This is a genomic window from Halorubrum halophilum, from assembly GCF_000739595.1.
Taxonomy (GTDB): Archaea; Halobacteriota; Halobacteria; order Halobacteriales; family Haloferacaceae; genus Halorubrum; species Halorubrum halophilum.
In genome coordinates this window covers 1-11388 of the sequence record NZ_BBJP01000064.1, presented here as the reverse complement: position 1 = coordinate 11388, position 11388 = coordinate 1, and the positions used below count along the sequence as shown (strand labels likewise).

The window sequence follows — 11388 nt, the reverse complement described above, 5'->3', positions numbered from 1 at the left end:
GTATGGCGATTCAACACAGCCCCTCGCAGTCATTCTCGGCGTCCTGCTCGGCATTATGTTGATTGTCGCCCCACAAACAGCACTCCGACTGTCCGTATTCGTTGGCCCGAACCGTCGACGTCGTGGTGACTACGGCACAGACAAGCACGACTCGCTTTCCGACCAGTGGACGTGGCTCATTCGTGGACTCGGTGTCGTATGTCTCGCTATTGCGCTCTTTATCGCGTATCAAACGTATGCCTGACTGGTCCGCTAACACATCACTATCTCTATAGCTCCAGAGAAACTCATCGATAAGAGATACTGAGGTAGTGAATATGACGGCAACCCCGGAGTCTCGTGGGGTGGTCTTCCGACGGATCGCAAGACGTTCGCATACTGATTGGCCGGCGTACGATTCGACACCGTTGTACGATCGGACGTCGCTTGCTGGTCTAGAATCGGACGTTCGTATCGTCTCTACAACGTGGTTCAGACACGATGATCATACCTCCGTCGAGCAATTCGTCTGCTCGCTCCCGTTGGCCTATGCCATCTTTGACGCCGAGGATCGCTACACCGGGCCCACACGATACGAGATGTCTACGCTCTTTCGGGTGTTCGTACTGAAAGAACTCCACGGATAGGAGTACGAAACAGCTCTCGTCGACTACTTAGAGAACCGTCCTGTACTCTGTGAGCAACTGGGGTTCGAGACGCAGCCGGGGAGATCGTCGCCGTGACCGTCCCGTATCACAAGGACTGCCACCGCGCCTTCGAGGAGACCATCTGTAGCCACTGCCGGACCCTCGCCAAGGCGCGCGCACGAAACGCGGATGATGCCGACGCCGAGCCCGAAGACTTCTACGACGACTACTGGTCGCCGAAGTCGCACGCCGGCGGGCGGCAGATACCAGTGCTCCAAGAGCGGGGGAGAGACATCATCGAGCGCTTCCTCGAGGTCCAAGGCCAGCTCGACATGACCGACGAGACGGTCCGCCGGCGTCTCACCCGGCTGGCTGAAGTGACCGAAGGCATCGACCCCGACCGCATGATGCCGCAGTCGCTCCGCGCGTCGGCAGCGAACTATTTGATCATGCTCAACGGGTTCGACAATCACGGGTTGAAGATGCTGATAGGGTGGAAGTACCTCAGCACCGCGCAGTACTACGTGAGCTCCGAGTTCGCGCAGTTGTAGCACAAGATGTCCGCCGCGCTCTGCGAGCCGACAGACGGCCCGTACGATGTCGACCCTCAGCCCGAGAGCTACGCGACGGTTCGGGAGAACGCAGACCTAATCGCCCTCGACCGTATCACGCCTCAGGGCGACGTCGCTCGACACAAGTACGACCACCTGCCGGACCCGCTCGAAGCTGAAGCGCGCGACCGGCAGCAGACCTTCGGCGCGTTCGCCGACGATCACGAAGCGCCAGCTGCGTCCGACCCAGTCAGCGCGTGGACTCGGGCGCGACTCCTGCTCGAACACAGCGCGGCGAAGACATCCGACAAGCTCGACTACCCACCATCTCGACGAAAGGCCGCAGGGATCGCCGTCGCGCTCGGCGCGTGGGCCGTCTTCGCCGGCGTCGTGTGGGGTACGACCGGCGCGTTCCATATCGACCCGGTGGCGGGTGAGGTACACGCCACGCCGGGAGCCGTCATCGGCCTCGCTATCGGGCTTGTCTACATCGGCCATGAGATCCCGGACCTCTGACGCGCTCGACGTCGGTAACCGGCGCGTGGGTTTATATGGAACTCACAGGCGTCTCTGCGATTGGAGCATGAACATGCTCATCGACGCGTTCATCGGTATGTTTGGACCGCACACAGTCTTCGCCGCGCTCGTGGTATTCATCATGTGGGTGATACAGTACACGCGCGGCTGAGCCACCGGCGGCAAGCGCACCGTTCTGTCGCCCTGCCATAACATTTCCGTAAACCACTCTCATCGGCCGATAATCGGTCGGTTCGGTGTCTTGGGGGAAGAATCCAGGACACCCCTTCTGGTCCTGAATAATAATCTGTCGGGAAACGTGTCTGACACGGGTCGTTGAGCAGAATATATTAGGTAGCCGAAAGGTCTCCATCAGTAGAATAGCTCGGGTCAAAGGAGTACCATGCCCCCGGTCGAAAGTTGACCGCTCCGGCCCTGACGGTGCCCCCGATTTCAAATGGGACCGACAAGATCGACTACATAATGTATGAGTCAGATCTTCAAGATGGGGTATCGAGCAGCATTATTGACGGCGATGTATCGTCGTTGAACCTCAGCATCACCGACAACGAGTTTGCTGTCATCGTTGACATTGGTGAGACTGACGCAGCTTACACGGCTGATGAAGCCCGTGAGCTAGCGACGAGTCTCAAATCGATCTCTGACCAGCGATGGGATGTAGACAACGATGATATCGTGGAGTACCTCCGCGACTTAGCCGACGTGGTTGACAACGAGAAGTCAGTAAATGAAGTAGAAGAGAAGTGGGAAAGTAGAGAAGTAGATATCTCGGTATGATAGAAAGATAAACCGTTGAGCCTGCCGTCAGGCAGGTCTACGATCGCTTGTGTGTCGGAGATTGAGGGGGTAGAAGCGCTAGCGGTTGTTGATGTCCGTGGCCTCCTCTAATCGCTCGACGCGTTTGCGCAGCTCTTCGAGGTTGGGATCCTCGGCACGCGCATCCTGTAGCGGACGGACGTCGGTGAGCGCCTCGTCGACGCGGTCGTCTTCAGCTTCGCCACCGAGGTAGAGGTCGCGCCGATCTTGGTGGAGACTCCGGAGCGTCGACTCGGCGATGCCGGTGTCGCCGGCAACAGTCGCGAACGACTCACCGTAATCGACACGGGCCAGGGCCTCGCGGACGTGTAGGAACTCGGCCGGATCAACGCGGAGGTAGCCATCCTCGACAACGAACCCCGCAGGCGGTCTTCCAGTCCACTTTCCGGCAGACTGTGCAGCGCGGACACCAGACCGTATCCGCTGGAGCTTTTGTTGGTGTTCTATCTGGGCGAGGTCGCCCATCAATCGAGCGACCATGCTGTATATCGTCTGCTGGAGCTCGCCGTCGTCGACGTGGATCTTCAGGCCGACGTCGAGGGCTTCGACGCCGGTGTCGTGTTCCAAGCAGTGCTGGATGAATTTGTGAATCTCAGTCGGGCCGAGGCGAGAGAGCCGACTGATTTCGTGAACGACCACGAGATCGAACCGTCCCGTCTCGACGTCGTCGAGGAGCTGGTTGTACACCTCGCGGGTGTCGGTGTCGGCAGCACCCGAGACGATTTCGGGATACTCTTCGATGTCTTTGACACCGAGACGCTCCAGATGTTCGTGGGCTTCATTGAGTTGCCGAGAGACATCCTGATCCGATGTCGAAACTCGGGCGTAGATTGCTGCGTCTGAGGGTCCGTTTTCGCTCACGTTTTCGAGGACGTACTGTTGTATTAAACAAGTGGGGGTTACTGCGGTTCCGTGTATAGCACTACCTTTTCGACGAACCTTGAGATCAGCTGTCCAGTACAGAGGGATAGTGAAATAGCAGTATATATTTGAGATTTGGTAGGTCGATCAGTGTAAGATACAGAGGATGAAGTCAGCACAGTGTAGTAAATATTTGCAAGCAGTGGATTTAGGTACACAGTCCATTTTTTATTTTATGTGAAGATTGCTGACCGAGGCGCATCGTCAGTTATTGGCGTCATTCTGATGGTTGCAGTAGTCGTTATTCTGGCTGCGATTGTCTCGGTAGCTGCATTTGGGTTTGTGAATGACATTAGTGAGCCCGCTCCGAATGTTGCAGACACGACCGGTGAATTTGAGGCTGGTGGTAATCTTGGTGAGCAGGTTGTACGGATTACACACATAGCCGGGGAGGATGTTGCCCTCAACGAGCTAGAGATTGTCGTTCGTGCGAGTGGTAAGAGTATGAGTGATACAGAGGTTCGGTTAGTGAATCTCCCGCCCAGCCTTTCAACGTTTGATACTAACTCTTACGAGGGGAACGACGGTTTAGCTTCAGGGTTCGGTGTGAGTGATGGAGTCCTGTTTGACGGCAGTTCCAGTTGGGGTGCTGGACAGACGATCAAGTTTCGGATACCAGTGGGGGCCGCTGATTTCCGTGACCCACCAGTGGGCAGTAATCCAGATGCTGACGAGCTTGAGGTCACCATTGTACATACTCCGTCAGGCACGGTTATTTCACAGAACACGTTCACGCCGTAGTACTGCCGAGATAATCAATCGGTACTGTCTGAGCCGATGTCTCTTAATGCTACATACGCGCACTGTATTCAGCAGCGCCTCTGAGATCTCCTCAGTTTCTGTCAGAAGCTGTGTGCGAGATACAGAGGCTGTAGTCAACAGACAGACGTCCCGATCTGTCCTGAACGCAAATCGGCTTTCAGACATCGAGCCGTTGATAGCTAGTTTACTGTGTTGTTCATCGGGAGAATGACCACAGCCGGCGCGGTCGGAGTGATCACGGGAGATATTGTCGGTATCGGCACCCGAATGCTACTGTGTCTGTGTTCAGCGCAGAACGTGAACTGGCAGTTGGAACGACCCTCAAAGGTACTAAACCGGTGTCTGACAATATCTATCCTATTACGATGGTGATGATACTGACTGCTGTCGGTATTGTTGTCGCCGCATTCGTTGGGTTCAACATTGGCGGATCGTCCACAGGGGTAGCATTCGGCCCTGCAGTCGGCTCGCGCCTCGTTCGAAAGACGACTGCAGGGGCGTTGTTCGTTGGCTTCGCCTTTCTCGGAGCGTGGACTGTGGGTCGGAACGTTATCGAAACGATGAGCAGCAGTATCGTGCCAGCGATCCAGTTCACGCCCGTTGCCAGTATCATCGTTCTGTTTTTCACCGGCGCGTCGCTGTTGATATCGAACCTCTACGGGGTCCCAGCGTCAACGTCGATGACTGCCGTGGGCGCCATCGTCGGATTGGGACTCGCAACCGGGACTCTCAATCAGGCGTTGATGTTCGTTATCGTCTCCGCCTGGATCGTCTCCCCACTGGTGTGTCTGACTCTCGGAGTCGTTATCGGCCGCTACGTTTACCCGTATCTCGACCGCTACGTCGCGTTCACCACGTTCAACCTCCAGTTCATCCAATTCGACCGATCGAGCACGGTTCCACGGCCGTTCATCAATCCGAACGCATCACCACAGGACATTGTCGGGTCGCTGTTGGTCGTCCTCATCGGCTGTTATATGGCGTTCTCGGCCGGGGCGTCGAACGCCGCGAACGCCGTCGCTCCCCTCGTCGGTCAGGGTGGCTCGCTCACCGTGAATCAGGGTGTCCTCCTCGCGGTGGGGGCCTTCGCGTTGGGTAGTTTCACCATCGCTCGCCGCACGCTCGAAACGGTCGGGGACGACATCACGGAGCTCCCCATTCTCGCCTCACTGATCGTTTCCGTGATCGGTGGAACGGTCATCACCGCTCTCTCGTCGTTCGGGATTCCAGCGAGTCTCGCCGTCAGCACGACGTCAACGATCATCGGCCTCGGATGGGGGCGAGCGAGTCGCATATCGACACTGGCAGAGTTAGTGACGCCGACCCCTGACCGACCGGATGTCGCGGTCTCGACCGGCGCACTGGTCACGTCACGCGCCGAGGACGCCCCTGCCGGCCCGACTATCGGGGACGTTGCCCGAGGCGAGGAATCGGCCGAGAAACCGGATGAAACCCCGAATATTCCAGACATCGGTGCCGAGGGACCGGCAGACATCGACCAGCGAAGCCTCTTCGACCCGGCGGCGGCCAAGCGTATCGTGACGATGTGGGTGTTGACGCCGTCGCTGGCGATCATCGGCTCATACCCGGTGTTCGCATTCCTGCTATGAGCCGTACGCGCTCTGTATTCAGCAGACTGCTGAGAACATATCACCGGTTGAGGATTTCAACAGAGCCTCTCCATCTAAATCCTGAACCAACCGATAGAACGAGCCTGCTAGTAGGACGGAGGTAAAACGAGTTGTTTACGAGCGTATGGATGTCGGTTCAGTCTCATCCCATCGGCAGGTACACAACGAGAATTAGTCGGTATCCGTTTCCTCGAACCACTCTTTTGGGAGTTCGTCTTTATGCTCAGCGATCAGTCGGAGAAGTGGTTCAAATTCTTCCCAGTCGGGGCCTTTGATGATCTCATCCTCGTCTTCATCCCACTCGATGATCCCCATTTTATCGAGCTTCGGAAGATGGCCCATGTAGATATTCAGTTTAGAGAGTGCGTCGTCACCCTCCGGGTGGATATTCAATGGATCAGGATCGTCGTCGTCTTGTGGATTGTGCTCGATAAGCGCAAGCAGCAGTTGCCGGCGATACGGATCTGCAAGGCTTTCAAGCACTTGGTCAAACCGACCCGCATCACTCATATGATGTGTCTTCCGTCCGAAGGCATTAGTACAAGGCATGGTATGTCATGTGTTATATACGATAGTCATCGTTCAGCCACCCAATTCAATTGAGAGCGAATCTGGTCCGACGACGCTGCCGGGGACGCTCCGAGGAATCCAGTCTCAGTATCTCGCACGGCATTCCTAAAAGAGATCGGAGAGGAGTAGGTCGGTTCCGGTCTGTACTTCCCTGAACTGACCGATCACTCTTTCCCGTAGATCGGTCCCGGTTCGTACCACATTCGCGCCCTACATCTTGCACGCCAACCCGTCACAATATCACTAGGCCAACAGCTGTTTCACCAGATGAAATAGAGGTTCTCAACAACTCGATGAGTGGGCCTGATAACCGCCGACTTTGGAGCGATAACCGCGTCGGTCGTCGGGGTATATTACTGAACTCGTGCTGGACGATCGGCAGTAGTGCCAGATTTCGGGCTTGTGAGTCCTACCTCAATGACGAAGACCTCGAACTGTTTCGGACGACATCTGACGACGATCTCGTCCACGTCTGGGGGACCTCAGTAGATGGGACGTGGCGGAACGTCGAGCGAAACGACATCGCGCTCGTCTACCACGATGGCGCGTTCGTCGCGAGGGGGCAAGTCCTCCAACTCCGACACGACCCCGACCTTGCGGAGTATCTCTGGAGAGAGAACGTTGAACACGGTCGCTGGAACGAGGAAAGCCCCTGGGAGTACATGACCTTCCTCACCGATATTGAGGAAGTCGACGTCGACATTGAGGATTTCAACAAGCTTGTTGGCTATGACGAGACCTATCGCCCGCAGGGATTCACCCGGGTCGCTGACAAGCGCCTCAACCAACTCTCTGGCGAGGAATCAGTCGAGACTGCCATTGCCGACCTGACCGATGCCGGCGAACGTGTTCACCCCGTCGACGACGAAGACGACGAACCAGCTCCCGACCTTGCTGACCAGCTCCGGGCGGCCAGCACAGATGGGAACGCCCACGAGGAGTTCGAGAAACTCGTTGCGAAGGCCTTCTCTCGGCTGGGCTGTGCCGCCGACTGGATCGAGGGAGGGGGTGACACCGACGTGGAGATCCGATCCCCCGAACACGTCGTTGTCGAAGTGAAGGCCCGAGGGAACGGGCGAGTCAACTCTCTAGAGGTCACCAACGTGGACAAACACCGGCGCCAGCGTGGGGCTGATCACGCCATCGTGGTCGCCCCAGGCTTTGCTCCGAAGGTGATCGATAACGCCGAAACGACCGAGCTAACGACCATCGCCGTTGACGACCTCGTCGAGTTGCTCGATCGCCGGGAGGAGTATGCCGTCCCACCCGAGGAGATACTGGCTCTCTTGACACGCTCAGGAGCCTTCCAAGATGACAGACTCGACCTCCTCGATGAGTACATCCAGGACCGGATCGATGCTGGAGAGATCCTTCTTGCGGTCATCCGAGCTCTCGAGCGTGCCGATGGAGCCGTAGAGACAGCGGAGGACGTCCGGTGGATCGTCGTGGGCATGGAGGGCTCGAACGATATCCCAACCACCGAAGAGGTTCGATCCGCCCTCCAACTGCTCGCGCATCCCAGCGTGGGGGCCGTCAAGCAGGACGAAGAAGGGTATCGGGTGACGACTGACTACGAGAACGGGATCCAATTGGTCCGATCCCTCGGAGATATCGTCCAACCACCGGGAAGGGAGGGGTAGATCGGGGCCATCCAGCCCCATCCTGATTGCTCAAACGGTCTTGGCAGTTCCTCGAAGAAGATACGGGTTTTGTTGCTGGGTGGGCAGGTGGAGAAGGCGTGCGGTTCATTTTCTCAGCTCGTTGTTAGTGAGTCGTCTTAACCAACAGACTTCGCGTTTTGCTGTCCTTGTTGGTTAATCACAGCATCTGCTGACTAACCGTAGAACGTCGGATATTGCCTCGATCACACGCTTGCCGGGGACAAGTTTCTCTTGGATTGCGATCCGGTGTCACACTACGGAGTTGATTCTGCCAATCGTTGTGGTCGGTAGAGGAGTGTGGATCGTAGTGGGTGTGCTGGGAGCGACCCGTGAGCCACGTATCGGCCTACTGCTGGGACGTAGCTAATCACCAACCTGAGCCGTGACGGGAATGAGAATAGATCAACGACTGCCGGGATGAGGAGTCGATCGTCTCCACCCTCACACACTCCGGCGCTTCGAGTGTTTCAAGCGTACGCAGATACCGATCAACGCTGAGATCCCTGGCCACCTCACACACCACTATTTCAAGTGAACCGAACCACGTTCACAGGAGAATAGAGAAAGAACTGCCCACACCGCGGTTACAAGTAAAGATGCTAAATCGCTTGACATCGGCGGCTTCACTTGTAAGGGTGGTGTGTCTAGGCGACGTTGTTCATTGAGGCGATGTCCCGGATTGTCTCCATCTCGCTGTTTAACCGCAGAACGTCGGACATCGCCTCGATCGCACTCGTGAACGGAACGTCCAGTTCATAGCTGTAGTAGTTCCCACGAGAACCAGAGCGGTTCTCGTAGGCCGACAGAATCCCAAGCATCCGAAGATCGGACAGATGATTGTGTACAGATCGTTGAGCGAGCGAGTCGGTTCCAGAGGAATCACAGAGCGCAGTGTATTCCTCGTAAATCTCCCGGGTCCGGGACGGCGTCTCTTCCTTAGCGGCTTTCGAGACGACTGCTAACAGCGCAAGACGTCCGTGTGTTGTTAATTCACGCATTCCCTCCTCCACACGTTCCTGTTCGAGACGAGATCGTGCTGCCTCAACGTGGTCACGTTCAATGAGATCTACTTCACGGTTTTCAGCGATCTCTCCGGCTAATCGAAGGAGGTCAAGCGCCTGTCGGGCGCTTCCACTGTCGCGAGCGGCAAGAGCCGCACAGAACTTCAACACACCCTGCTCGACGGCATCCGCGGCGATCGCAACTTCAGCACGCGACTCGAGAATGTTCTCAAGTTCGGGTGCATCATATGGCGGAAACTGTAATTCTCGTTCACAAAGTGTGTCTTGGACGCGAGGATCTAGCTGATCGCGGAATTTGAAATCATTGCTGATCCCGATGACACCGACCTTCGTTGAGTCGAGGTTATTGTTAGCACGAGCTCGTGGGAGTTCATACAACAATTCGTCCCGATCACCAATTGAGTCAACCTCATCCAAGACAATCAGAATCGTTCCGCCAATCGCTTCAAGTTCCTTGTACAGTTTCTTGAAGACGGTTTGCTGGGGATATCCGGTCGAGCTGATTTCACCACCAGCAGGACGAAGTTTATTCACGAGTTCTACGGCGACTTGATAGGAGGAGTTCAGCGTCTTACAATTCACCGAGATAACTGCCAGATCGACATCGTCGTAGTCGGCAACATCGTTTTTGAGCCTGTCGAGAAGATAGTCGGTAACGGCAGTCTTCCCGACACCGGTATTACCGTATAGAAAGATATTGTTTGGTTCCCAACCGTCGACAACAGGCTGGAGTGCGTCCATGTACTCCTCGATCTCTTCGTCTCGCTCTTCGATTTGATCGGGTCGGTAGGATTCTCCAAGAGCGTCCTTGTTGCGGAAGATGTTCTGCTTCCGCTCGAATCGACGCATGTCACCGCTTTCTCGTGTTTATCATATAAAACCACCCCTACATCTGTTTCAAGTGAAGGGTACAGACACACACCACTGTTACAAGTGAAATACTAGACTAGTAGTAGTGAACAGAGAAACAGTCCACAATTTCAACTAAAGCGTTTACATGTATTGCTCAGTATGATTTGTAGTAGTTTCCTTATAGAATGACTCTACGTGTCGATATCGGTATTTGCGCCCCTTTGACTGCCTCTCTGTACTCTTACCCTCCCCCTCATTTTCTCGTCTTCACTTGCAAGAGTGGTGTGTCTCTGTCCTTCCGAGTCAGTCCGTGATAATCGCTCTAAGATTAGGTTTGAGAGCTCCCGCTCTTGATAGCATACTCTAACCGCCACGTGTTGCTCAACACAGCGTCCTTGTCGTCTGTGCCACCAGTAGTGAGGATGCCAAGATGGTAGAGCTGATACTTGAACTGGAAGTGGATGCCAGATTTATACACGGTGGGGTCAGCAAGCTCTGATTCAGCAATCTCTCCGTCAGCGGTGAGGACAGCATCACGACGATGTTGTGTGAAGAACACCTCAACGGCGAGTGGCTGATTAATACGCGTAGCTTCCAGAGCGACATCGGCAAGCGTCGGCTCAGAGACCCCGTTTTCGTGAAGCCGTTCGAGTGCGGTGATGATGAGTCGCGTCGGCTCGTATTGGATAGCGACAGAGCGTGCGAGCTGTGCCCATCGCGGAGCGAGCTCAGTGAACCGTGTTCGACTACCAGTCCACCTGTCGAACTCGGCGAGCGCAGCCGTGACACTACCGTGTTGATTGCGGGCGAAGCGCACAACTTCTGCGCCAAGGTGTGTGAGTGAGTCCCCGTTGGGCTGATCGTCGACGAGGTTCAACAAAATTGCCCCACGTCGCCCACCAGAAATGGCGTTGATGACGTTGTTGGCGTAGACAGCGTCAGTATCGCCATCAGCAGCAAGCGCGAGCGCGTACCCCAGATAGTTTTTCGGGTGATTCACCGNNCAGCGACGTATCCAAGGTTGACTTCAGGAAGATGAGCGTGCGCCTGGTTGATGCCGCGAGCGACATCCGCAGCAGCCGGGTCAGAATTATGCCCTTTCGCTTCGATCACCGTTACTGGTGTCGTGGCCGCGTCAGCGTCCAGCACTTCAGTCGCTGGCATCCCAACGCCGAGTAAGTCGGGTTCACCAGCATTGAGTCGGAGCGTGTTGTACGGCGCAAGCCGGTCTCGAAGCGCCTGCGGAATGGTCCAGCCGCCCCACGTGGATTGGGTGAACTGCGTCTCCGTGACCGCGTACTGATCGGGACTCGTGTCGATAGCAGGATACAGCGTGTCTTTCGCGGCAGCAAGCACCGATGGCTCAGCGAGTGTGACTGCCATTATCCTGTTCACTGACGGTTAGATGATATAGTTGGGGGGGATCGAGACACTCGGAA

Annotated in this window: 11 protein-coding genes; 7 read left to right on the top strand and 4 right to left on the bottom strand. The window is 55.9% G+C overall.

Annotation, left to right across the window (positions count from 1 at the left end):
* Positions 1-31: 31 nt before the first annotated feature.
* From ACP96_RS19645 to ACP96_RS15095, 4 genes are all read left to right on the top strand, one after another.
* Complete coding sequence (locus ACP96_RS19645) at positions 32-244, top strand: hypothetical protein (RefSeq protein ID WP_237561686.1); 213 nt, start codon at positions 32-34, stop codon at positions 242-244.
* 474 nt (positions 245-718) lie between these two features.
* Positions 719-1177 carry a tyrosine-type recombinase/integrase gene (locus ACP96_RS15105; RefSeq protein WP_050033939.1) on the top strand — a complete coding sequence of 153 codons (459 nt, stop codon included), beginning with the start codon at positions 719-721 and terminating at the stop codon, positions 1175-1177.
* A gap of 6 nt (positions 1178-1183) precedes the next feature.
* Complete coding sequence (locus ACP96_RS19370; protein WP_050033938.1) at positions 1184-1693, top strand: hypothetical protein; 510 nt, start codon at positions 1184-1186, stop codon at positions 1691-1693.
* A 420-nt stretch (positions 1694-2113) separates the two neighbouring features.
* Positions 2114-2491: a hypothetical protein gene (locus tag ACP96_RS15095; protein ID WP_237561685.1), complete on the top strand. Its 378-nt coding sequence runs from the start codon at positions 2114-2116 to the stop codon at positions 2489-2491.
* Positions 2492-2569: 78 nt separating this feature from the next.
* Here the strand turns inward: ACP96_RS15095 and ACP96_RS15090 are convergent, their stop codons facing one another.
* Complete coding sequence (locus ACP96_RS15090; protein WP_202593973.1) at positions 2570-3391, bottom strand: recombinase family protein; 822 nt, start codon at positions 3389-3391, stop codon at positions 2570-2572.
* A 237-nt stretch (positions 3392-3628) separates the two neighbouring features.
* Here ACP96_RS15090 and ACP96_RS18180 point away from each other — a divergent pair, with 237 nt between their 5' ends.
* Positions 3629-4192, top strand: coding sequence for a type IV pilin (locus tag ACP96_RS18180; RefSeq protein WP_161785367.1), 564 nt, complete (start codon positions 3629-3631; stop codon positions 4190-4192).
* A 386-nt stretch (positions 4193-4578) separates the two neighbouring features.
* The gene (locus tag ACP96_RS15085; RefSeq protein WP_050033937.1) at positions 4579-5823 is read left to right on the top strand and encodes an inorganic phosphate transporter; all 1245 of its coding nucleotides are present in this window, start codon (positions 4579-4581) and stop codon (positions 5821-5823) included.
* Positions 5824-6015: 192 nt separating this feature from the next.
* On the opposite strand, the gene ACP96_RS18830 is transcribed toward ACP96_RS15085, so the two are convergent.
* Positions 6016-6354: an ArsR family transcriptional regulator gene (locus ACP96_RS18830; protein WP_154020491.1), complete on the bottom strand. Its 339-nt coding sequence runs from the start codon at positions 6352-6354 to the stop codon at positions 6016-6018.
* 353 nt (positions 6355-6707) lie between these two features.
* Here ACP96_RS18830 and ACP96_RS18175 point away from each other — a divergent pair, with 353 nt between their 5' ends.
* On the top strand, positions 6708-8054 hold the full coding sequence (locus ACP96_RS18175; RefSeq protein ID WP_237561684.1) for a restriction endonuclease: 1347 nt from the start codon (positions 6708-6710) through the stop codon (positions 8052-8054).
* 665 nt (positions 8055-8719) lie between these two features.
* Here the strand turns inward: ACP96_RS18175 and ACP96_RS15060 are convergent.
* Together ACP96_RS15060 and ACP96_RS19640 are read right to left on the bottom strand one after the other, a co-directional pair.
* Entirely contained in the window at positions 8720-9946 is a 1227-nt protein-coding gene (locus tag ACP96_RS15060; RefSeq protein ID WP_050033935.1) for an orc1/cdc6 family replication initiation protein, read from the bottom strand.
* 331 nt (positions 9947-10277) lie between these two features.
* Entirely contained in the window at positions 10278-10949 is a 672-nt protein-coding gene (locus ACP96_RS19640; protein ID WP_237561683.1) for a hypothetical protein, read from the bottom strand.
* Positions 10950-11388 lie beyond the last annotated feature (439 nt).

What these genes read in the sequence shown, in the direction of transcription:
- ACP96_RS19370 (WP_050033938.1), top strand. Translation starts at nt 1,184, where the DNA reads ATGTCCGCCGCGCTCTGCGAGCCGACAGACGGCCCGTACGATGTCGAC.
- ACP96_RS15085 (WP_050033937.1), top strand. Translation starts at nt 4,579, where the DNA reads ATGGTGATGATACTGACTGCTGTCGGTATTGTTGTCGCCGCATTCGTT.
- ACP96_RS18830 (WP_154020491.1), bottom strand. Translation starts at nt 6,354, where the DNA reads ATGAGTGATGCGGGTCGGTTTGACCAAGTGCTTGAAAGCCTTGCAGAT.
- ACP96_RS18175 (WP_237561684.1), top strand. Translation starts at nt 6,708, where the DNA reads ATGAGTGGGCCTGATAACCGCCGACTTTGGAGCGATAACCGCGTCGGT.
- ACP96_RS15060 (WP_050033935.1), bottom strand. Translation starts at nt 9,946, where the DNA reads ATGCGTCGATTCGAGCGGAAGCAGAACATCTTCCGCAACAAGGACGCT.